Annotated in this window: 19 protein-coding genes; 7 read left to right on the forward strand and 12 right to left on the reverse strand. The window is 65.6% G+C overall.

From position 1 onward, the window contains the following. Positions 1-1380, reverse strand: a complete 1380-nt coding sequence (locus tag AC3WON_RS05760) for an FAD-containing oxidoreductase (RefSeq protein WP_492351345.1) — start codon at positions 1378-1380, stop codon at positions 1-3. 68 nt (positions 1381-1448) lie between these two features. Continuing rightward, positions 1449-2366 (reverse strand): LysR family transcriptional regulator, encoded by a 918-nt coding sequence (locus tag AC3WON_RS05765; protein WP_492351346.1) that lies wholly within the window; start codon positions 2364-2366, stop codon positions 1449-1451. 113 nt (positions 2367-2479) lie between these two features. Between AC3WON_RS05765 and AC3WON_RS05770 the strand changes: the two genes are divergently transcribed. Both AC3WON_RS05770 and AC3WON_RS05775 read left to right on the forward strand, forming a co-directional pair. Continuing rightward, on the forward strand, positions 2480-3229 hold the full coding sequence (locus AC3WON_RS05770) for an SDR family oxidoreductase (RefSeq protein WP_492319529.1): 750 nt from the start codon (positions 2480-2482) through the stop codon (positions 3227-3229). A gap of 73 nt (positions 3230-3302) precedes the next feature. Then, the gene (locus tag AC3WON_RS05775; protein WP_492351347.1) at positions 3303-3626 is read left to right on the forward strand and encodes a putative quinol monooxygenase; all 324 of its coding nucleotides are present in this window, start codon (positions 3303-3305) and stop codon (positions 3624-3626) included. A 12-nt stretch (positions 3627-3638) separates the two neighbouring features. Here the strand turns inward: AC3WON_RS05775 and AC3WON_RS05780 are convergent, their stop codons facing one another. Further along, positions 3639-5084 carry an efflux transporter outer membrane subunit gene (locus AC3WON_RS05780; RefSeq protein ID WP_492351348.1) on the reverse strand — a complete coding sequence of 482 codons (1446 nt, stop codon included), beginning with the start codon at positions 5082-5084 and terminating at the stop codon, positions 3639-3641. Between the two features lie 95 nt (positions 5085-5179). On the opposite strand from AC3WON_RS05780, the gene AC3WON_RS05785 reads away from it, so the two are divergent. The 3 genes from AC3WON_RS05785 (at position 5180) to AC3WON_RS05795 (ending at position 10132) form a co-directional block, all read left to right on the forward strand. Then, positions 5180-5797, forward strand: a complete 618-nt coding sequence (locus tag AC3WON_RS05785) for a TetR/AcrR family transcriptional regulator (protein ID WP_492319526.1) — start codon at positions 5180-5182, stop codon at positions 5795-5797. A gap of 94 nt (positions 5798-5891) precedes the next feature. Further along, on the forward strand, positions 5892-7016 hold the full coding sequence (locus AC3WON_RS05790; protein WP_492340419.1) for an efflux RND transporter periplasmic adaptor subunit: 1125 nt from the start codon (positions 5892-5894) through the stop codon (positions 7014-7016). Further along, positions 7013-10132 carry an efflux RND transporter permease subunit gene (locus AC3WON_RS05795; protein WP_492351349.1) on the forward strand — a complete coding sequence of 1040 codons (3120 nt, stop codon included), beginning with the start codon at positions 7013-7015 and terminating at the stop codon, positions 10130-10132. The genes AC3WON_RS05790 and AC3WON_RS05795 overlap by 4 nt, the downstream gene beginning before the upstream one ends. A 298-nt stretch (positions 10133-10430) precedes the next feature. On the opposite strand, the gene AC3WON_RS05800 is transcribed toward AC3WON_RS05795, so the two are convergent. From AC3WON_RS05800 to AC3WON_RS05810, 3 genes are all read right to left on the reverse strand, one after another. Next, entirely contained in the window at positions 10431-10904 is a 474-nt protein-coding gene (locus tag AC3WON_RS05800; RefSeq protein ID WP_492351350.1) for a MaoC family dehydratase, read from the reverse strand. A 65-nt stretch (positions 10905-10969) separates the two neighbouring features. After that, complete coding sequence (locus AC3WON_RS05805) at positions 10970-12157, reverse strand: thiolase family protein (RefSeq protein ID WP_492351351.1); 1188 nt, start codon at positions 12155-12157, stop codon at positions 10970-10972. A gap of 128 nt (positions 12158-12285) precedes the next feature. Then, a complete protein-coding gene (locus AC3WON_RS05810; RefSeq protein WP_492319521.1) occupies positions 12286-12774 on the reverse strand; it encodes a winged helix-turn-helix transcriptional regulator in 489 nt (162 codons plus the stop codon). A gap of 291 nt (positions 12775-13065) precedes the next feature. Here AC3WON_RS05810 and AC3WON_RS05815 point away from each other — a divergent pair, with 291 nt between their 5' ends. Continuing rightward, on the forward strand, positions 13066-13842 hold the full coding sequence (locus tag AC3WON_RS05815) for an enoyl-CoA hydratase (protein ID WP_492319520.1): 777 nt from the start codon (positions 13066-13068) through the stop codon (positions 13840-13842). A 32-nt stretch (positions 13843-13874) separates the two neighbouring features. Here the strand turns inward: AC3WON_RS05815 and AC3WON_RS05820 are convergent, their stop codons facing one another. The 6 genes from AC3WON_RS05820 to AC3WON_RS05845 form a co-directional block, all read right to left on the reverse strand. Then, positions 13875-14309 (reverse strand): MarR family winged helix-turn-helix transcriptional regulator, encoded by a 435-nt coding sequence (locus AC3WON_RS05820; protein ID WP_492351352.1) that lies wholly within the window; start codon positions 14307-14309, stop codon positions 13875-13877. 232 nt (positions 14310-14541) lie between these two features. Further along, the gene (locus AC3WON_RS05825; protein WP_492319518.1) at positions 14542-15594 is read right to left on the reverse strand and encodes an alpha/beta fold hydrolase; all 1053 of its coding nucleotides are present in this window, start codon (positions 15592-15594) and stop codon (positions 14542-14544) included. Positions 15595-15752: 158 nt separating this feature from the next. Further along, the gene (locus AC3WON_RS05830; protein WP_492319517.1) at positions 15753-15944 is read right to left on the reverse strand and encodes a hypothetical protein; all 192 of its coding nucleotides are present in this window, start codon (positions 15942-15944) and stop codon (positions 15753-15755) included. A gap of 13 nt (positions 15945-15957) precedes the next feature. Beyond that, complete coding sequence (locus tag AC3WON_RS05835) at positions 15958-17559, reverse strand: DHA2 family efflux MFS transporter permease subunit (protein ID WP_492351353.1); 1602 nt, start codon at positions 17557-17559, stop codon at positions 15958-15960. Continuing rightward, the gene (locus AC3WON_RS05840; RefSeq protein WP_492351354.1) at positions 17559-18665 is read right to left on the reverse strand and encodes an HlyD family secretion protein; all 1107 of its coding nucleotides are present in this window, start codon (positions 18663-18665) and stop codon (positions 17559-17561) included. Before AC3WON_RS05840 ends, AC3WON_RS05835 begins: the two co-directional genes overlap by 1 nt. Before the next feature lie 74 nt (positions 18666-18739). After that, on the reverse strand, positions 18740-19228 hold the full coding sequence (locus AC3WON_RS05845) for a winged helix-turn-helix transcriptional regulator (protein ID WP_492319514.1): 489 nt from the start codon (positions 19226-19228) through the stop codon (positions 18740-18742). 122 nt (positions 19229-19350) lie between these two features. Here AC3WON_RS05845 and AC3WON_RS05850 point away from each other — a divergent pair, with 122 nt between their 5' ends. Continuing rightward, a complete protein-coding gene (locus AC3WON_RS05850) occupies positions 19351-20829 on the forward strand; it encodes an efflux transporter outer membrane subunit (RefSeq protein ID WP_492351355.1) in 1479 nt (492 codons plus the stop codon). The last annotated feature ends 13 nt before the right edge of the window (positions 20830-20842 follow it).

Consider the following 20842-nt stretch of genomic DNA (forward strand, 5'->3'; position numbering starts at 1 on the left):
CTAGGCCAGTGGCCGCAGCTCCTGCAGCAGCGTCGGCACCAGCTCCGACACCGTCGGATGGATGTGCATCGCGCGGCTGATGGTGGTATAGGGAGCCTTGGCATACATGATGTCGAGCAGTGAGTGAATCACCTCATCGCCGGTCAAGCCGAGGATCGCGGCGCCCAGGATCATGCGGGTATCGGCGTCGACCACGACCTTCATGAAGCCCTGGCTCTCGCCCTTCTCCACGGCTCGCCCGACGCGGCTCATGGGGCGAGAGCCGACCAGCAGCCTGCGTCCGGATTGCCGGGCTTCTGCTTCCGTCATGCCGGCGCGGCCGAGCGGAGGGTCGATGAACATGGCATAGGCCGCGATGCGGTCCGTCAGCTTGCGGGGATCGTTGTCGAGGAGGTTGGCAGCGACGATCTCATAGTCGTTGTATGACGTATGCGTGAAGGCACCGCGGCCATTGCAATCGCCAAGCGCCCAGATGCCAGGGACGTTGGTGCGCAGCTGTTCGTCTACCTGGATATAGCCGCGAGCGTCGGTCTCGACCCCGGCCTGGTCCAGCCCCAGGTCCTCGGTGTTGGGCACGCGCCCCACCGCCAGCAGCAGGTGCGAGCCGTGGACGTCGCGCGCCCCGTCCGAACAATCCAGCCCGACCGCAATGTGATCGCCTTCCCTGCGCGCGCTCAGGCAATTGGCATTGAGCCGGATTTCGATCCCCTCGCGTTCCAGGATCTCCCGCACTGCCTGCGACACATCCTCGTCTTCGCGCTGGATCAGGCGCGGGCCTTTTTCGACAACGGTCACCCTGGCCCCAAAACGGCGGTACATCTGGCCAAACTCGAGGCCAATGTAGCTGCCGCCGACGATGATCAGGTGCTCCGGCAGGAAATCCACCTCCATCATGCTCGAGTTGGTCAGGTACGGTACCTGGTCCAGCCCGTGCATGGGCGGAACCAGGGCCCGGCCGCCGACGTTCACGAAAATCCGGTCGGCTTCCAGCAGTTCGCCGTTGACCCGCACACTGCGCGCGCTTTCGAAGCGAGCGTGCCCCTGATAGACCGTGCCATTCTCCAGCCCGCGCATCCACTGTTCCACACCGTTGCTGGAACGGCCGGAGATCTCGTCCTTGCGTGCCTTCACCTGCTTCATGTCGACCGCGACCGGCCCGCCGATGGTCACGCCGTACTCGGCAGCCCGCCGCGCCAGTTGCGCCGCGTACGCGCTTGCGATGAGGGTTTTGGTGGGAATGCAGCCGGTGTTCACGCAGGTGCCGCCAAAACGCGCGCGCTCGATGACGGCCGTTTTCATACCCGCGCCGGCCAGCCGCGCAGCGAGTGCGGGGCCGGCTTGCCCGGTGCCGATGATGATCGCGTCGAATCCTTGGGCCATCACGATTCTCCTTGCCTGGTACCGCAAAGCCACAAGCTACTTTAGATGGTAGGACGCTGCCCTGCCAGCTACGCGTAGGCGTCGACGCCCCGCACCAGCAGCCTGGCCAGCCGGGGCCGTCGCAACTGCTCCAGCCACCATTGCAGCGCGCGGCCTTCGTGATCGCCGCGCCAGCCCACGTAGAGCAGGTTGGGCTCGCGCGGGTCGGCGGTGCGCTTCTCTATCAGTTCGCCGCGCTGCAGCAGCGAGCCGACCCGGTGCCTGGGCAGCCAGCCGATCCCCAGGCCATCGCGCTGCGCCAGGGTCTTGGCTCGCATGCTCGGCACGGCCAGCAGGCGCTGTCCGCCCACCATGCCGTAAGCACGGCCGCCCGTGAGGCGTGATGAATCTGCCACCACCACGGCACGATGGCGGGCGATCTCCTCACGCGTCAATGGTTGGCGGGCGGCCGCCAGCGGATGCCGGGGCGAAACCGCAAACACCCATTCGATCACGCCCAGCTCGAACCACCCCAGGTTAGGGATGGCGGGCGGCTCGTTGGTGGCACCGATGACCAGGTCGGCGCGGCCGTCCCGCAGCGCTTCCCAGGTGCCGGCCAGCACTTCGTGCGTGACGCGCAGCGCCACGCCGGATTCCTGCGCGTCGAACGCATGCATGACGGGCATCAGGGTCTCGAATTCCATCAGCTCGTCGGTCACGATCCACAACCGGTCTTCCCAGCCGTTGGCGACCTGCCGCACGCGTTGTGTGACGCGCGCGACATCCTGCGCGAGCCGGGCGGCTTCTTCTGTGAGCAATTCGCCGGCACGCGTCAGCTGCAGGCGGTAGCGGCGGCGGTCGAACAGGAGTGCGTCGAAGCGCTGCTCCAGCTGCCGCGCGGCGTGCGACACCGTGGACGGCGCCTTGCCCAGCCTGGCCGCCGCGCGCGACAGGCTGCCGGCCTCGCGGATGGCCTCCAGCAGGGCCAGTTCGTCTTCCGACAACATGTGCGACTCCTTCGAACGTGTTCGTCGGATCGATCGTATGGCAAACCGGAGGCCAGCGCCCATACTGCAGTCACGCGATTGTTCAAGTTCAACTTTCCCAACCGGAGGACATCATGAATCGCTTCGAAGGCAAGACCGTTCTGGTCACTGGCGGCAACAGCGGAATCGGCCTGGCGGCTGCCCAGGCATTCGCCCAGGAAGGGGCCCGCGTGGTCATCACCGGCCGCGACGCAGCGGCACTGGAAGTCGCCCGCGCCACGCTCGGCAACGAGGCCATCGCCATCCGCAACGAAACCGGCACCGTGCAGGCCGCGCGTGACCTGGCTCGCCAGCTGACCGACGCCGGCATCCGCCTGGACGCCGTCTTCATCAACGCCGGCATTGCCAGGTTTGCCGCCGTTGCCGATGTGGACGAGGCACTGTGGGACGCCACCTTCAACGCCAACGTGAAGGGCGCGTACTTCCAGATCCAGGCGCTGCTGCCGCTGCTGAACCCGGGCACGTCGATCGTGCTGAACGGCTCGATCAATGCGCGCATCGGCATGCCGATGTCTTCCGTGTATGCCGCCAGCAAGGCAGCACTGATCTCGCTGGCCAGGACCCTGTCGGGTGAGCTGGTCAGCTCGGGCATCCGGGTAAATGTGGTCAGCCCCGGGCCGGTGACGACGCCGCTGTATGGCAAGCTGGGCCTGGAAGCCGACACCCTGTCGGCCACCGCCGCGCAGATCCAGAGCCAGATCCCGCTGGGCCGCTTCGGCCAGCCGGCCGAGATTGCGTCGACGGTGCTGCATCTGTCGGCGCCGGAATCGGCCTTCATCGTTGGTACCGAAATCATCGCCGACGGTGGCATGAGCCAACTGTAAGTCAATGCCTTTGCGGGCCGCGGCGTGAGCGCGGTCCGCGCATGAGGTGGCCCATCCTGCCTGGAGCAGTACCATGAACCAATCCATTGCCTTTATCGTCCATCTGCCGGGCAAGCCCGAGCGGCGCGCCGAGCTCGAGTCAAAACTCCTTGATGTCCTCAACCAGATGTCGAAGGAGCCGGACTTTATCAACACGTATCTGCACCGCTCGCTCGAAGATCCTGACACGCTTGTTCTCTATGAGAACTGGGCCTGCAGCGCGCAGCATTTCAGGGACCACCACCTGAAAGCGTCCTACCGGCGCGAATATGAGGCGGTGCTGGCCAATTTGCTGAAAGCACCACGCACGCTGGAGTTTCTGACGCCAGTGCGCGACTACCAGAAAGCCGGCAACTAGAGCGGTATTGCCCTATAAGGCAGCTGCCGGTTCCCACCCCCCGCCGAGCGCCTTGAACGCCGCCACGGCGGCCCGCGCTGATTCTGTCTGTGCCTGCGCTCTGGCGTCGGACGTCCGCAGAAGACTCTCGTCAGCATGCAAGACCTCAATCAAGCGGACCACGCCTTTCTGGTAGGCGGCAAATGAGGCATTGCGCGCCTGGGTCAGCGAGGTCTCGCCTTGTGCCAGCGTGCCTGCCTGATCTTCACGCTTGATCAGCGCGGAGAAGGCATTTTCGACATCCTCGGTCGCGCGCAGCACAGCCTGACGGTATGCCGCCAGCGCTTCTGCCTCCTGCCCTCGGGCCAGTTCGATCTGTGCATTGATGCGGCCGAAATCAAACAGACGCCAGCGCAGGCCCAGCACGCCTGCTGCCTGGCTTGCGCCCGCGGAAAAGAGGTTCCCGCTGGCTACGGTTGTGGCGCTGCCCAACAGGGCACTGAGCGAGAATTTTGGGTAGTACTCCGCAATGGCTACACCGATTCGTGCGTTCGCCGCCGCCAGCCGGCGCTCCGCGACGATGAGATCGGGCCTGCGTCGCAGCAGATCCGCCGGCGAGCCCGTTCCGGCGAGCTGCGGTGCGGCGGGAATCGCTTCAGGGCCGGCCAGTTCGGCGCGATACGTGCCGGGCGGAACACCAAGCATTACGTCCAGCGCATTCAACGCTGCATCGAGGCCTGTCTCCAGCACCGGGACGGTCGCGCGGACCTGAGCGAGCGCGCCTTCGGCCTGTCGTACCTCCAGTTCGGCTGCAAGCCCTTTGCTGTAAAGCAGGCTCACCGTCGAAAGCAGCTTCTGCTGGGTCTCCACTTGCTGCCTGGCGATGGCAATGCGGGACTGCAGTCCGCGCACGGTGATATAGAGATCCGCAGTTTGGGCGGCCACAGCGAGACGCGTCGCGGTCGCGCCCGCAGTCGATGCCTGGTACTCCGCCAGGGCGGCTTCCCGCCCACGGCGCAGTCCACCGAATACGTCCAGTTCCCAGGCTGCGCCGAGATTTGCCTCGTAGCTGTTGCCATATCTGTCAAAGCCGGGCGTTGCATCGAGCAGCTTCCCGAGGGGCGTCTCGATCGACTGATAGTTTCTGGCCGCCTGCGCACTGGCGCTGCCCGAAGGAAGCAAGGCCGCATTGGCCACGCCGAGCCCCGCGCGTGCCTGGGTGACGCGCGCCGACGCTTGCGCCAGGTCCAGGTTCTGATCCAATGCCAATGACACCAGCCGGGTCAGCAGCGGATCGCCAAATCCTTCCCACCACGTGACGAGCTCGGCAGCGGATGACGCATGCCTTTGTTCAACGCCGGACTGGCCCAGGTAGCGGTCGGGGAGCGGGGCGCCCGGTTGTCTGTAGTCGGGGCCGACGGCGCAACCCGTCAATACGCCGACACTCAACAGCAGGGCAAGAAAGCGATGGGTAAGCATGGGGTTCACGGAAGCCAGGGCGAACAGGAATGTGTGACTATATTATAAAATGGTCACTGGTTGTCAACAGCCATCTGGAGCGCTAAGCTCGCTGCATGACCGAAACCACACCCACCGCCCTGCCGTCCCGAGGCCCTGTCGACCACAATGTCCGCTCCCAGATCGTGGCGGCGGCGACCGAGCACTTCAGCCTGTATGGCTATGAGAAGACGACAGTTTCCGACCTGGCCAAGGCGATCGGCTTTTCCAAGGCTTACATCTACAAGTTCTTCGATTCCAAGCAGGCGATCGGAGAAGTGATCTGCGCGAACTGCCTGTGCGCCATCACGGCCGAGGTTGATGCGGCGATTGCAGACGTCCCGACCGCGTCGGAACGTTTGCGGCGCCTGTTCAAGGCCCTGATGGAGGCCAGCGCCCGTCTTTTCTTCCAGGACCGCAAACTCTACGCCATTGCTTCGGCGGCAGCCCAGGAGCGGTGGCAGCCTGTTCTGACCTATGAGGACCACATCAAGCAAGTGGTAATGCGGATTGTTCTGGAAGGACGCAAGTCCGGGGAGTTTGAGCGCAAGACGCCACTGGATGAGACCGCCAAGGGCATCTATCTCGTCATGCGCCCTTACATCGATCCGCTGCTGCTACAGCACAACCTCGATCTCGCTGCGGAGGCCCACGTCCAGCTTTCCAGCCTGATACTGCGCAGCCTTGCTCCTTAAGGTGGTGCACATCGCTAGCGGATTTGCTTGTGACCATTGACTAAATTGGTCACAAGAACAATAATTCAGGTCCAGTCTCGCTTGAGAGGACCTTATGCTTCAGCGCCGCTTTGCCTCATCCGCCGCCGCGTGCGTGTTGCCGCTTGTATTAGCCGCTTGCGGCGATACGGCGCCTCCCGATCCGCGCAGCCAGCCGCCGCTGGTCAGAATCGGGACCGTTCAGGACCCGGCCGCCACGACACGTTCATTCACGGGGACCGTTGCCGCCCGGGTCCAGGGCGATCTGGGCTTTCGTGTCTCTGGCAAAGTGCTGGAGCGGCTGGTCGATACCGGCCAGACCGTCAAGCGCGGCCAGCCGCTCATGCGCATCGACCCGAACGACCTCAAGCTGGCGGCGCACGCCCAGCAGGAGGCCGTCGTCGCCGCGCGGGCGCGGGCCAGGCAAACCGCGGAGGATGAGGCCCGGTATCGCGACCTGGTCGGGTCCGGCGCCGTATCGGCCTCGTCCTATGACCAGATCAAGGCCGCGGCGGAGTCGGCCAGGGCACAGCTCAACGCAGCGGAAGCCCAGGCCGATGTGGCGCGCAATGCAACTGGCTACGCGGTTTTGCTCGCCGACGCCGACGGCGTAGTCGTCGAGACGCTGGCCGATGCCGGCCAAGTCGTCAACGCCGGCCAGGTCGTGGTACGCGTGGCGCATGCCGGCCGCCGCGAAGCCATCGTTCACCTGCCGGAAACGCTCCGGCCCCCCGTGGGCTCCGTAAGCCAGGCGACGCTATACGGCAATGACACATTGACCGTGCCGGCGAAACTCCGGCAGCTTTCCGACTCGGCGGACCGGCTGACCCGCACCTACGAAGCACGGTACGTGCTCGAAGGCACGCTGGCCGAGGCCCCGCTCGGCGCGACCGTTACCCTCCGGATTCCGGAAATCCGCCCGTCGAAGCAAGTCGACCTGCAGGTGCCGATCGGTGCCCTCTTCGACCCGGGCAAAGGCCCTGGCGTGTGGGTGCTGGACGAGAGATCCAATCGCGTCACCTGGCGCCCGGTGAAGGTCCGCGGTTTGGATGACGACGCCGCGCGTGTCGCAGGTGAACTCAGGGTCGGGGACCGGATCGTTGCCCTCGGCGCCCATCTTCTGCGCGACGGCGAGCAGGTTCGCATCGCGGCAAGCGGAACCGGAGCCAGTCCGATTCCTGCTCGTGGAGTGCAGCAATGAGTGGGTTCAACCTTTCGGCACTCGCTGTCCGTGAACGATCTGTCACGCTGTTCCTGATCGTCCTGGTGTCGCTGGCCGGCGCTATCGCCTTCTTCCAGCTGGGCCGGGCGGAAGATCCCGCCTTCACGGTGAAAACCATGACGGTCATCACGGCCTGGCCGGGAGCGACGGCGCAGGAGATGCAGGACCAGGTGGCGGAAAGACTGGAAAAGCGCATGCAGGAACTGCGCTGGTATGACCGCACCGAAACCTACACGCGGCCTGGCCTGGCGTTCACCACAGTGACCCTGCTCGACAGCACACCGCCGTCGGAGGTCCAGGAGGAGTTCTATCAGGCGCGCAAGAAGATTCTGGACGAGTCGGGCAGCTTGCCTGCCGGCGTCATCGGCCCGATCGTCAATGACGAGTATTCGGACGTAACCTTCGCCCTGTTTGCGTTGAAGGCAAAAGGCGAGCCACATCGGGTGCTGGTACGCGACGCCGAAACACTGCGGCAGAGACTTCTGCACGTAGCGGGCGTGAAGAAAGTGAACATCATCGGGGAACAGTCCGAACGCATTTTCGTTTCCTTTTCCCATGATCGCCTGGCCACGTTGGGTATCTCGCCGCAGGACATCTTCACCGCGCTGAACAGCCAGAACGCCCTCACGCCGGCCGGCTCGATCGACACCTCGGGTCCCCGGGTTTTCATTCGCCTCGACGGCGCCTTCGACAAACTGCAGAAGATCCGGGACACGCCAGTGGTGGCGCAGGGCCGGACCCTCAAGCTTTCGGATGTCGCCACGGTTGAACGCGGCTATGAGGATCCGGCGACCTTCCTGATCCGCAACAACGGCGAACCCGCACTGCTGCTGGGCATCGTGATGCGCGACGGCTGGAACGGCCTGGACCTGGGCAAGGCGCTGGATGCGGAAGTGTCAGCAATCAATGAAGCGTTGCCGCTGGGCATGAGCCTGACCAAAGTGACCGACCAGTCCGTCAACATCAGCGCATCGGTCGATGAGTTCATGGTCAAGTTCTTTGTCGCCCTGCTCGTGGTGCTGGCGGTGTGTTTCCTGAGCATGGGCTGGCGCGTCGGTATCGTCGTTGCAGCGGCTGTGCCGCTGACGCTGGCCGCAGTGTTCGTCGTCATGGCGGCCACTGGCAAGAACTTTGACCGCATTACCCTGGGCGCGCTGATCCTTGCGCTGGGCCTGCTGGTGGACGACGCCATCATCGCGATCGAGATGATGGTGGTCAAGATGGAGGAAGGCTACGGCCGCGTTGCCGCCTCCGCCTATGCCTGGAGTCACACTGCCGCGCCGATGCTGTCCGGCACCCTGGTGACGGCGGTGGGCTTCATGCCCAACGGTTTTGCGCGTTCCACCGCCGGCGAATACACCAGCAACATGTTCTGGATCGTGGGCATTGCACTGGTCGTGTCCTGGATCGTCGCCGTCGCCTTCACGCCTTACCTGGGCGTCAAGCTGCTGCCTGAGATCGGCAAGACCGAAGGCGGCCACGATGCCATCTATGGCACCTTGAACTACAACCGCTTCCGACGTCTGCTAGGGCGCGTCATCCAGCGCAAATGGATCGTGGCCGCCGTCGTGGTGGGCAGCTTTGTGGTGTCCGTGCTGGGCATGGGCTTGGTGAAAAAGCAATTCTTCCCGACTTCCGACCGGCCCGAGGTGCTGGTCGAAGTCCAGATGCCTTATGGCACGTCCATCGCCCAGACCAGCGCGGCAACGTCCAAGGTGGAAGCCTGGCTCGCCAGGCAGGCAGAGGCGAAGATCGTGACGGCCTACATCGGTCAGGGTGCGCCCCGGTTTTATCTCGCCATGTCCCCCGAGCTGCCGGATCCCTCCTTCGCAAAGATCGTGGTGCGGACTGAGAACCAGGACGAACGCGAGGCGCTGAAGCTCAGGCTGCGCCAGGCGGTCGCCGCCGGACTCGCGCCAGAGGCCAGGGTGCGCGTCAACCAACTGGTATTCGGCCCATACTCGCCCTTCCCCGTGGCATTCCGCGTCGCCGGGCCGGACCCGGACAAGCTGCGTGCCATTGCGGCGGACGTGCGCCGGGTGATGGACACCAGCCCACTGATGAGAACCGTCAATACCGACTGGGGACCGCGCGCGCCCGCCTTGCACTTTACGCTCCAGCAGGATCGGCTGCAGGCCGTCGGCCTGACTTCCAGCGGCGTCGCCCAGCAATTGCAGCTTCTCCTCAACGGCCTGCCGGTCACCGAAGTCCGCGAGGACATTCGCTCGGTGCAGGTCCTGGCACGCGCCGCGGGTGACATACGCCTGGACCCGGAGAAGATCTCCGGCTTCACGTTGACCGGTGCGGCAGGACAGCGCATTCCGCTCTCGCAGGTAGGCACCGTCGATGTGCGCATGGAAGACCCGATCCTGCGCCGGCGCGACCGAACGCCTGCCATTACGGTGCGCGGCGACATCGCCGAGGGGCTGCAGCCACCCGACGTGTCCGCGGCCGTCCTGCAGCAACTGCAACCGGTCATCGCCAGGCTGCCGGCCGGCTACCGGATCGAGCAGGCCGGCGCCACCGAGGAATCCGACAAGGCCACCAAGGCCTTGCTGCCACTGTTCCCGATCATGCTTGCGTTGACCTTGCTGATCATCATCCTGCAAGTGCGATCGATCTCGGCCATGGTCATGGTGCTCGCCACCAGCCCGCTGGGACTGATCGGCGTAGTCCCGACCTTGCTGCTGTTCCGGCAGCCATTCGGCATCAACGCCCTGGTCGGTTTGATCGCACTGTCCGGTATCCTGATGCGCAACACGCTGATTCTGATCGGGCAGATCCACCAGAACAAGCGCGCGGGACTGGCGCCGTTCGACGCTGTCGTCGAAGCCACGGTACAACGTGCCCGGCCAGTGATCCTGACCGCGCTGGCGGCTATCCTGGCCTTTATACCGTTGACGCATTCAGTGTTCTGGGGGACGCTGGCTTACACGCTGATCGGCGGCACCTTTGCCGGCACGGTGCTGACGCTGGTGTTCCTGCCAGCGATGTATGCCATCTGGTACCAAATCAGGATGCCTGCCGATGCGAACGAGATGACGCCCGCGGATTTGAACGACAGCGGCGTGAACACGCCCACGGCCGCCACTTGATCCGACAGACACCGGATGCCATGACGGCACGGGTGGTGGAGGCCATGAATGCGTGGGCGGGTCAGCCCGGAAAGCCGTATCCGGCGCGCCGTCAATCTCCAGCGCGCGATCGAGCCGATGACAATGGCCCAGGCGCAAGCCTTCCTGAGCAACGAACACGCCAAGCTGACCCGCATTGCCAAGAGCCTCAAGCTGGCCGGGCAATGCGGTCACCCGCCTGCGCCGCGGCTATGCCCGATCGCCGCGGCGCAAACTGGCATCCCGCCCATGCCCCCCTCCGCACCGAGTACAAGAATCTTCATGACGCATCTGCCTGCGCGGCGGCTGCGGGGCGCCGCCGGACGATCAGGTTGCCGGTGAAAACCTGCACTGGCTCGCCGGCCTGGTTGAAGGTTGTGGTACGCACCTTCACGATGCCCTGGTCGGGGCGCGATTTCGAAATCCGCACTTCCAGTATCTCGCTCTCGATATGCAGTTCATCGCCGGGGCGTACCGGTTTTGGCCAGCGCAGTTCCTCGAAGCCCGCGCCGACAATGCCGCCTGCGGGCCGGAATTCGCCGTCGACCAGCAGGCGCATCGTCAGCGCGGCGGTATGCCAACCGCTCGCCGCCAGTCCACGAAATAGGGTGTCGTGTGCAGCGGCTTCATCGAGGTGGAAAGGCTGCGGGTCGAACTCGGCAGCAAAGGCCTTGATCCGTTCTGGCTCGACGGTCAGCCGCCCCGAACCGTATTTCTGGCCCGGCGCGAGGTCCTCAATGTATTGAATGCTCATTTCTTCTCCAGATAGTTTGCGCTGATCTTTCCGATCCATGCACGCCCGTCACGAGAACAGACGGATCAGGCCAGCGCCTCGAGCGCCAGCGCAATCCCTTGTCCGCCGCCGATGCACAGCGTGACGATGCCGCGCCGTATGCCGTCGGCCCGCATGGCATGCAGCAGCCGCGTCGTCAGCACGGCGCCGGTCGCACCGATCGGATGGCCGTGGGCAATGGCGCCACCGTCGACGTTGATGATGTCGTGCGGCAATCCGAGCTCGGCCGCGACGGCCAGCGGCACCGCGGCAAATGCTTCATTGATCTCGATGCGTTCAATGTCGCCCAGCTCCCAGCCGGCGCGTTGCAGCGCCTGCCGCACCGCCGGGACCGGACCCAGCCCGAACATGCCGGGCTCCACGGCCCCGACACCATAAGCGGCCAATCGTCCCATCGGCTCCAGCCCCCTGGCTTCAGCCACCGAACGTTCGGCCACGATCATGGCCGCTGCGCCGCTGTTGAGCCCGGGCGCATTGCCGGCGGTAATCGTACCGTCCGGTCGAAAAGCCGGCTTGAGCCGGCCGAGCGTATCGAGGCTGGTATCAGGGCGGTTGGCTTCATCCACGTCGAACATGGCCGTACCGCCCTTCCCTTTGGTCGCCACCCCGGCAATCTGGCCGGTGAATCGCCCGTTCGCCTGCGCCAGCGCGAAATTCCGCTGCGAACGCTCGGCCCAGCGATCCTGGGCCTCGCGGGTCAGGGCGTAGCGGGCGACAAGGTCCTCGGTATGCCATCCGGAGTGCTCACCGGAGAAGGCGTCGAACAGGCCGTCGTGCAGCATGCTGTCGTACAGGACGGAATCGCCCATGCGCTGCCCCCAGCGGCCGGACGGCATCAGATATGGCGCACGGTCCATGTTCTCCATGCCGCCGGCGACAGCGATGTCGACATAACCGAGCCGCACCTCGTCGGCGGCCGTGGCGATCGCCTGCGCTCCCGAGCCGCAGACACGGTTGACGGTCATCGCCGGAACCGAAACCGGCAGCCCTGCCCCGATGGCAGCCTGCCGGGCCGGGTTCATGCGGTTGCCGGCCTGGATCACGTTTCCGAACACCACGCTGCCGACCTCGCCTGGATCGATTCCCGCCCGCGCCACGGTTGCCCGTATCGCCGCGGCGCCGAGATCAGCCGCCGGAGCGCCTTTCAATGAGCCGTTATAGGCGCCGATAGCGGTCCGCACCGGCTGGCACAGCACGACATCTCTTGCATGCATCGCATTCTCCCTGCCAAACACCCGGTATCAATCGGCCGCACGCACTACAGTTGAGGCGCCATGCGGTATGCGCCCGGTGGCCGGGCCTTGAAAGTTGCAACAAGAATTGGCCATGCGGGAAATCCGTCTCAGGCTTCGGCCGAGCGGGTCAGCCGCTGGCGCACGCGGTCGCTGGCAGCCGGGCCGGGCGCAAGGTGATAGTCGGCATCGGTGACCGGGCGCCCGTTGGCGGCGTCGACCAGCACAGGCTCCACGCGCACGCCGGTGCGCCGGTTGGCCAACTGCACGCTTTCGCCTTCAGGCGCGAGATGCTTGTTGCCCCAGGCCAGCATCGCCAGCAGCACCTGGCGGAAATCGCGCCCGCGCTCGGTCAGGATGTACTCGGAGCGGGGCGGGCGGTCACAGTACTGGCGACGCTCCAGCATGCCTTCTTCGACAAGCGAGTTCAGGCGACGGGTGAGCATATTGGGTGCGATATCCAGGTTTTGCTGGAACTCGTCGAACCGGGTCACGCCGTAAAAGGCTTCGCGCAGGATCAATACGCTCCAGCTGTCGGCAACGCGGGCCGCGGTGCGTGCGATCGGACACGGCGTTTCACCAAGTGGCTTCCTCTGCATGATTGGCTCCCTCGAAAAACCTACTTGCTATCGATTTGAAAGTCAGTCTAGAGCAGTCACTATCATCATGCAAGTTCGCTTTCCGCTTGTGCTGTATTCCGCGCCTATCAGCACCGCAAGCACGCGTCTGCCCGCACCGTCTGTGTGGAGGACGCTGGTCCAGGTGCTGATTCCGCACGCTGCCCGGCCTCCATCGTTTACTTCGCACGCGAACCATCTATATACTTCGTATGCGAACTTAATCGCGAAGCCTGCACGGCAGGCGTGCAACTCTCACCTGGAGACCGACCAATGACCCCGGAAATCCGCGTTGACCTCACCGGCGGCGTGCTGACCCTTACGCTTGCCCGGACGGACAAGAAGAACGCCTTGACGAACGAGATGTACGGCGCGCTTGCCGACACTATCGAGCAGGCACAGCAGGACCGGCTTATCCGGGTATTGCTGTTGCAGGGGGACGGAGACAGCTTTACCGCTGGCAATGATCTCGGCGAATTCGCGGCGATCGCCTCGGGAAATGGCCCCAGCGAACGTCACGTGCATCGCTTCCTGCGCGCCCTTGCCAATTCGACCGTACCGATTGTCGCCGCGGTCAATGGCAAGGCCGTCGGCGTCGGGACCACCATGCTGCTGCATTGTGATTACGTCGTACTCGGCCAGGATGCGCAACTGATCACGCCTTTCGTCAATCTCGCCCTGGTTCCCGAAGCGGCGTCGAGTTACCTGCTCCCGCTGCGGATCGGACACGCCAGGGCCTTCGAGATGTTCGCGCTGGGCGAGCCGCTTGATGCGCAAACCGCCGTGGCATGGGGCATTGCGAACAAGATTTGCGCCAATGACCAGCTGCGCACGGATGCGCGCCGGATGGCCGAGAAGATTGCCGCCAGGCCGGCGGGCTCCCTGAGCGCAATGAAACAGCTCATGCGCGATGCGGAAAAACTGGTTTCGCAGATGAACAGCGAAAGCGCCAGGTTCGAGGAGCGGCTGGCCAGTGCGGAAGCCCGGGAAGCATTCTCCGCCTTCGCCGAAAAACGCAAACCTGACTTCACCAGGGTTGCCGGGCAGTAAGTCGACTGCCTCGCTTTCCGGCCGCTGCCAGGCTACACCTCGCCCTCGTCCGCGGCCGGAAACTTTGTCTGCAGGCTGGTCAGCCAGCGCGCCACCACGTCGATCTCGGCGGCGGTGAAACCTTCGGTCAGCCTGGCATTCAATGCCTTCATGCTCGCCTTGGAACGCTGGCGCGCCAGGCGCCCTGCCTCCGTCAGCCACAGGCGCGAGGCACGGCCATCGTTCTCGTCCGGCCGGCGCTCGATCAGGCCGGCCCTTTCGGTCCGGTCGGCCAGGCCGCTCATCCCAGGCGCGCCCAGGTCCAGCGCCGCGGCAGCCTCGCTCGTCAGCGCGCCATCGTTGCTGCCCAGGAAGAAAAGCAGTCCGGCCTGGGCTGGTGTCACGCCACCCGCGGCAGTGCGCGTTTGTGACCAGCGCTGCAGGCGCCGCTGGCCCACGTTCAACAGGTAGACGAGGCGATGTTCCATGTCAGGTGCGCCATAAAGGGGGGGATTTTCGTTCGCATGCGAATATTATCATGCGCCGGTGTAGCCCTCAGCGCCCGAGCCGCCCCTGTTTCGTGCCCGCTTCTCCGGGCGCATGGTCCGGGGCATGCCCGACCATGCGCACCGATGGCCTGCGCCGCCCAGCTCCGATGCCAGCGCCGACAGCGTCATGGCAGCCAGTATCAGCAATCTGCGCATTGCGCCCCCGCTTTCGTCAGCGCCTGTCAACGTCGAGCACCGCCTGCGCAAACGCTGTGGGCGCTTCCTGCGGCGGGTTGTGGCCGATCCCCCCGGTCAGGTCCCGGTGCTCGTAGCGGCCCGTGAACTTGCTGGCATAGGCGCTGGGCTCGGGGTGCGGCGCGCCGTTGGCATCGCCTTCCATGGTGATGGTGGGCACGCCGATGGCTGGCGCCGTAGCGAGCCGCTTCTCGAAGTCGTCGAACCTGGCCTCGCCGCTGGCCAACCCCTGCCGCCAGCGATAGTTGTGGATGGTGATTTCCACGTGGTCGGGATTGTCGAAGGCGGCGGCGCTGCGGTTGAACGTCGCATCATCGAACTGCCATTGCGGCGATGCCAGTTTCCAGATCAGCCTGGCGAACTGGTGCGTGTACTTCTGGTAGCCGGCGCGGCCCCGATCGGTGGAGAAATAGAACTGGTACCACCACTGGAGCTCGGCCTCAGGCGGTAGCGGCTGCTTGCCGGCTGCCTGGCTGCCGATCAGGTAGCCGCTGACCGAGACCAGCCCCCTGCAGCGGTCCGGCCAGATCGCCGCCATGATGTCGGCGGTGCGCGCGCCCCAGTCAAAACCGGCCACGACGGCGTTGCGGATATTCAGCGCGTCCATCAGCGCGATCATGTCGGCGGCGATTGCCACGGGCTGGCCGTTGCGCATGGTGTCGGCAGACAGGAAGGACGTCGAGCCAAAGCCACGCAGGTGGGGAATGACCACCCGATAGCCGCGGGCCGCCAGCAGCGGTGCCACGTCGACAAAGCTGTGGATATCGTAGGGCCAGCCGTGCAGCAGCAGCGCGACCGGCCCTGTGGCAGGGCCGGCCTCGGCGTAGCCGATATTGAGCACGCCGGCATTGACGTGCTTGATCGGCGCGAAGCTGGCATGGGTGCCCGGCGTGGTCAAGGGCAGCGCCGGCGCCTTCGACACACCGTTTTGCGCGCGGGCGGCCTGCGGCAGCCCGAACGGCGCGGTGGCCAGCGTCGCTGCCGCTGCACCCAGAAAGCCTCGACGGGGTAAATCGACTGTCTTCGACATCTTCTTCTCCTGTTTGCGTGATCAATGTGAGCACGAGTCTAGGAGGCCATGGCAAGCGGCATGTGTCGGATTTCAGGGGGATTTGTATTGCTGTGTATGGATCCGTGATGGCGACATACGTAGATACAAAGCAGCCCGGTTGAGGACTGGCACACCAGTCAATCGGACTCTCCCTGCGGCACGCCTTGCGGCATTGGCCTATAGCCCTTATCTGGAAGATTGCAATAAGCATTCGCTGCACGAGCGCACGCCACACCGTTGTCGCGCGGGCGCTCCCCCGCATACGCCACCGTGACGCTCCCCGCGATCAGCGCGACAGACAGGAACCGCTTGCACAGACTGATATTCATGGTCGTTCCTTCATCAATGCGCGTCTGCCGACGGGCCCTTCGGCACCCCAACCTTGCGCATCAGCGGCACCATGGCGGTGGCGATCGCGAAGCAGACCAGGATCAGCAGGAAGATGTCGCCAAAGGTCTGGGTCTGCGCCTCGCGCCAGGCCAGCCCCCACAGTTGTCTGAGCGCCGCGGTCTGCGCATCGAGCGCATCGTGCCCGACCGCGACGAACTGGTCGCTGATCCCTTGCAACAGGCTGCCCATGGCTTCATTGCGGATGTTCAGGTGCTCTGCCTCGCGCAGGAAGTGCATGTTGCCGCGGTTGTTGAGCGCGGTCGCGCAGGCCGCGATGCCGATGGCCCCGCCCAGGTTGCGCATCAGGTTGAACAGCCCGGACGCAAGCTTGAGCCGCTCCGGCGGCAGGCTGCCCAGGGTCAGCGTCACCGTGGGCGCCACCGCGAACTGCTGGGCCATGCCGCGCAGCGCCTGCGGCAGCAGCAGTTGCGCCGCGCCCCAGTCGTGCGTGATGGGGGCGAAGTACCACATCGACACCGCGAACAGCCCCAGGCCGATCATCATCAGCCAGCGCAGGTCGACCCGGTTGGCCAGGAAGGCATAGAGCGGGATCGACGCCATCTGGAACACGCCCGTGGAAAACACCGCCAGCCCGATATCCAGCGCGCTGAAGCCGCGCACGCGCCCCAGGAACAGCGGCGTCAGGTAGATGGTGGCAAAGATGCCGATGCCGGTGACAAAGGAGAAGAAGCAGCCAAGCGCGAAGTTGCGGTCCTTGAGCGCGCGCAGGTCCACCAGCGGGTTGGCATAGGTCAGCGTGCGCCAGATGAACGCCACGCCCGACAAGCCGGAGATCCAGGCGGTGGCCAGGATCACGTCGTCGCCGAACCAGTCCCAGCGCGGCCCTTCCTCCAGCGTGTATTCGAGGCAACCCAGGAACAGCGCCATCAGCACCATGCCCAGGTAATCGGCACCGCGCACCAGCGACCAGTTGGGCCGGTCGACCTTGACCAGCAGCGGCACGGCGATGGTGACGAAGATACCCGGCACCAGGTTGATGAAGAACAGCCAGTGCCAGGAATAGTGATCGGTGATCCAGCCGCCGATGGTGGGCCCCAGCGTCGGCGCCAGCGAGGCCAGCCCGCCGACCGTGGCGGCGGCGATGACACGCTGGGGGCCGACGAAGAAGGCAAAAGCCGTGGTGAACACCATCGGGATCATCGAGCCGCCCAGGAAACCCTGCAGCGCCCGGAACACGATCATGCTGTTGATGTCCCACGCCACCCCGCACAGCAGGCTGGCCACCGTGAAGCCCGCCGCGGACGCGGCGAATAGCCAGCGCGTCGACATCACGCGCGATAGCCAGCCGGACAAGGGAATGACGATGATCTCGGCGATCAGGTAGCTGGTCTGCACCCAGACGGTTTCATCGGCGCCGGCCGAGAGCGCGCCGCCGATATCGCGCAACGAGGCGGATACGATCTGGATATCCAGTAAGGCGATGAACATGCCCACGCACATCGTGCTGAAGGCGAACACCTTGGCGGCGGTGGACATCTCGTCCGGCATCGCCGCCACGGCGGACGCAGCGGTGGTCTGGGTGGCCGTGGTCATCACTGCACCTGCTTGCCTGGCTGCGTGTTGACCTGGGCGATCACCGACAGGCCCGGGCGCAGGACGCCAAGCCGGGCGTCCTGCTCGTCCAGGCGGATCCGCACCGGCACGCGCTGGACGATCTTGGTGAAGTTGCCGGTGGCATTCTCCGGCGGCAGCACGCTGAACTGCGCACCGGTGGCGGGCGCCAGGCTGGCAACGTGGCCATGGAAGACCCGCCCCGGCAGCACATCGGCTTCAATTTCGACCGGCATGCCGGGGCGCATGTGCGCCAGTTGCCCTTCCTTGAAGTTCGCGTCCACCCACAGCCCGCTGGCCGGAACGATGGACAGCAACTGACTGCCGGCACCGGCAAAGGCGCCGACGCGGGCGCGCCGGTTGCCCACGGTGCCGTCCACGGGCGCGCGCAGTTCCGTATAGCCAAGGTTCAGCTTGGCGATGTCGCGCTCGGCAATCGCCTGCGCCAATGACGCCTGCGCCTGCTGCTTCTGCGTGCCGATCACGTCCAGCTGGCGCTGCGCGGCCAGCAGCGAGGCACGCGCCTTCTCGCCATTGGCCTGGGCCTGCTTGTAGTCCGAGTCAGCCTTCTGCGAGCTCTGGATGGAGACAGCCGCCTTCGCCACCAGGCTGGCGTAGCGCACCTGGTCGTCGCGCGCCCGTACGGTGTCTGCATTAGTAGCCGAGATGCCAGCCCTGGCCTGGGCGATGACCGCCTCCTGCAGGCGCGCGGTGGCATCCAGGTTTGCCAGCAGTGCCTGTTGCGCGGCCACGGCGCCTTCCGCCTTGGCCAGTGCGGCGCGGTAGTCGCGGTCGTCGATACGCACCAGCACGTCGCCCGCGTGGACCGTCTGGTTGTCCGTCACCGTGACTTCCGCGATGTAGCCACCGACCTTGGCGCCGATCACCGTGACATCGCCGCCGACATAGGCGTCATCGGTACTCTGCAGGTGGCGAGCCGTTGTCCACCAGTGGTAGCCGTAGCCGATCGCGGCCAGTCCGGCGACAACCAGCGCGCCGGTCGCCAGCAGCCGCCTGGGGCTGGCCTTGGATTTCGAAGCGGGAACGGGTTCGGTACCCGCCCGATCAGTCAGCGTATTACTGCTCATGGCACTTCCTTTCTGCTTTCAAGGCTTACCCCGCCTGCGAGGCGGAATAGGTGGAGGGTTCGGGAGAGTTCGGGTCAGGCCTCGGCCGAGCGGTTCAGCCGTCGCCGCAGGCCGTCGGTAGCCGCCGGGCCGGGAGCGATGTGGAAATCGGGGTCGGTGACAGGGCGGCCGCTGGCGGCATCGACCAGTACCGGCTCGACACGCTCGCCGGTAAGCCGGTTGGCCAGCTGCACGCTTTCGCCTTCGGGCGCGAGATGCTTGTTGCCCCAGGCCAGCATGGCCAGCAAGACCGGGCGGAAGTCGTTGCCGCGCTCGGTCAGGACGTACTCCGAGCGCGGCGGGCGGTCGCAGTACGGGCGCCGCACCAGCATGCCCTCCTCCACCAGCGAGTTCAGGCGGCGGGTCAGCATGTTGGGCGCGATGCCCAGGTTGTGCTGGAACTCGTCAAAGCGCGTCACACCGTAGAACGCTTCGCGCAGGATCAGGACGCTCCAGCTGTCGGCGACGCGGGCCAGCGTGCGAGCGACGGGGCACGGGGTTTTAGCAAGCGGCTTTCTCTGCATGACGGGCTTCCTCCGAAAATGGGGTTGCTATCAATTTGAAAGTTAGTCTAGAGTAGTAACTATCATCATGCAAGTTAGTTTTTGGCTTGTGCTTTATCCGTCGCTGTTGAAAGGTGTCCGTCATGCCCCAAAGTCGATTCCATCCCCCGCTCCGACGCACCCGCGCCGGTATCGCACGCCTCCTGCCCACCCTGCTTGCGGCCAGCGCCGCGGCCACCCTGGTGGCCTGCGCGGTCGGCCCCGAGTACCAAACGCCGGCCTCGGACATGCCCGCGGCCTATCCGCACGCAGCGGCGCTGGACGCCCGCGAGGCCACGCAGCCGGCGCCGTCACTGGACAGCTGGTGGCTGGCCTTTGACGATCCCGCGCTGACGCGCGTCATCCAGCGCGCGCTGGAGCAGAACCTCGACCTGGCGGCGGCCATTGCGCGGGTCGACCAGGCGCGCGCCGCGGCCAGCCACGCCGGCGCCGAACTGCTGCCGCAGGCATCGTTGTCCGGCAGCGTGGCCAGGCGGCGCCAGTCGCTGGAAGGACCCTTGGGCAGCCTCGGCAAGAACGCGCCGGGCTTTGACCGCAACAAGACGGTGTACAGCGCAGGCGTGGGGGCAAGCTGGGAGATCGACGTGGCCGGCGGCCTGCGGCGCGGTGCCGAGGCCGCCAGCGCGGAGGCCCAGGCCGCGGAAGCCGAGCACATGGGCGTGCGCGTGCTGGTGGCCGCCGAAGCGGCAGATGCCTATTTCCGCGTGCGCGGCGCGCAGCAGCGCATCGCCATCGCGCAACAGCAGGTGCGGACCAATGCCAAGCTGCTCGAGCTGGTTCAGCTGCGCCTGGCCGATGGCATCGGCGCGGAGCGGGAACGGGCCCAGGCGGAAGCACAGCTGGCACAGACCCGCGTGACCATCCCGCCGCTGCAGATCGAGCTGGAGACACAACTGAACCGCCTCGATGTACTGATGGGCGCGCATCCAGGCACCTATGCCGCCGAACTCCTGACGCCGACCGAATGCACCGCCGTGCCGCAGATCGCCGTGGCGCAAGGTCCGGCCAACCTGCTGCAACGCCGCCCGGACGTGATTGCCGCGGAGCGCCGGCTGGCGGCATCCAGTGCCCGCATCGGCGTGGCCACTGCCGAGTACTACCCGAAGCTGTCGCTGTCAGCGCTGCTCGGCTTCGAGAGCCTCTCCGCCGGCAAGCTGTTCACCGGGTCCGCCTTCCAGCCCGCCGCGATCGCGGGACTGCGCTGGCGGCTGTTCGACTTCGGCCGGGTCGACGCCGAAGTGGCGCAGGCCAAGGGCGCCAACGCCGAAGCCCTGGCCACCTATCGCAAGGCCATGCTGCGCGCCACCGAGGACGTGGAGAACGCGATCATTACGCTGACCCAGCTGGAGTTGCAGGGCAAGGAGCTGACCGTGGAAGTGGCTGCCCACGCGCGCTCGCGCGGCGCCGCCGAGGACGCCTACAAGGGCGGCGCGGTCAGCCTGTTCGAAGTGCTGGAGGAAGACCGCCTGCTGCTGGCCGCGCGCGACCAGCAGGCACGTGTGGGCGCCGACAATGCGCGCGCGGCGGTGGCAACGTTCCGTGCGCTGGGGGGCGGCTGGTAATGTGGCGGGCGGC

The organism is Cupriavidus sp. FW305-46 (assembly GCF_058787075.1).

Bases quoted from the DNA above. Each gene is read 5' to 3' on its own strand.
- AC3WON_RS05760 (WP_492351345.1), bottom strand. From the start codon at position 1,380: ATGGCCCAAGGATTCGACGCGATCATCATCGGCACCGGGCAAGCCGGC.
- AC3WON_RS05765 (WP_492351346.1), bottom strand. From the start codon at position 2,366: ATGTTGTCGGAAGACGAACTGGCCCTGCTGGAGGCCATCCGCGAGGCC.
- AC3WON_RS05770 (WP_492319529.1), top strand. From the start codon at position 2,480: ATGAATCGCTTCGAAGGCAAGACCGTTCTGGTCACTGGCGGCAACAGC.
- AC3WON_RS05775 (WP_492351347.1), top strand. From the start codon at position 3,303: ATGAACCAATCCATTGCCTTTATCGTCCATCTGCCGGGCAAGCCCGAG.
- AC3WON_RS05780 (WP_492351348.1), bottom strand. From the start codon at position 5,084: ATGCTTACCCATCGCTTTCTTGCCCTGCTGTTGAGTGTCGGCGTATTG.
- AC3WON_RS05785 (WP_492319526.1), top strand. From the start codon at position 5,180: ATGACCGAAACCACACCCACCGCCCTGCCGTCCCGAGGCCCTGTCGAC.
- AC3WON_RS05790 (WP_492340419.1), top strand. From the start codon at position 5,892: ATGCTTCAGCGCCGCTTTGCCTCATCCGCCGCCGCGTGCGTGTTGCCG.
- AC3WON_RS05795 (WP_492351349.1), top strand. From the start codon at position 7,013: ATGAGTGGGTTCAACCTTTCGGCACTCGCTGTCCGTGAACGATCTGTC.
- AC3WON_RS05800 (WP_492351350.1), bottom strand. From the start codon at position 10,904: ATGAGCATTCAATACATTGAGGACCTCGCGCCGGGCCAGAAATACGGT.
- AC3WON_RS05805 (WP_492351351.1), bottom strand. From the start codon at position 12,157: ATGCATGCAAGAGATGTCGTGCTGTGCCAGCCGGTGCGGACCGCTATC.
- AC3WON_RS05810 (WP_492319521.1), bottom strand. From the start codon at position 12,774: ATGCAGAGGAAGCCACTTGGTGAAACGCCGTGTCCGATCGCACGCACC.
- AC3WON_RS05815 (WP_492319520.1), top strand. From the start codon at position 13,066: ATGACCCCGGAAATCCGCGTTGACCTCACCGGCGGCGTGCTGACCCTT.
- AC3WON_RS05820 (WP_492351352.1), bottom strand. From the start codon at position 14,309: ATGGAACATCGCCTCGTCTACCTGTTGAACGTGGGCCAGCGGCGCCTG.
- AC3WON_RS05825 (WP_492319518.1), bottom strand. From the start codon at position 15,594: ATGTCGAAGACAGTCGATTTACCCCGTCGAGGCTTTCTGGGTGCAGCG.
- AC3WON_RS05830 (WP_492319517.1), bottom strand. From the start codon at position 15,944: ATGAATATCAGTCTGTGCAAGCGGTTCCTGTCTGTCGCGCTGATCGCG.
- AC3WON_RS05835 (WP_492351353.1), bottom strand. From the start codon at position 17,559: ATGACCACGGCCACCCAGACCACCGCTGCGTCCGCCGTGGCGGCGATG.
- AC3WON_RS05840 (WP_492351354.1), bottom strand. From the start codon at position 18,665: ATGAGCAGTAATACGCTGACTGATCGGGCGGGTACCGAACCCGTTCCC.
- AC3WON_RS05845 (WP_492319514.1), bottom strand. From the start codon at position 19,228: ATGCAGAGAAAGCCGCTTGCTAAAACCCCGTGCCCCGTCGCTCGCACG.
- AC3WON_RS05850 (WP_492351355.1), top strand. From the start codon at position 19,351: ATGCCCCAAAGTCGATTCCATCCCCCGCTCCGACGCACCCGCGCCGGT.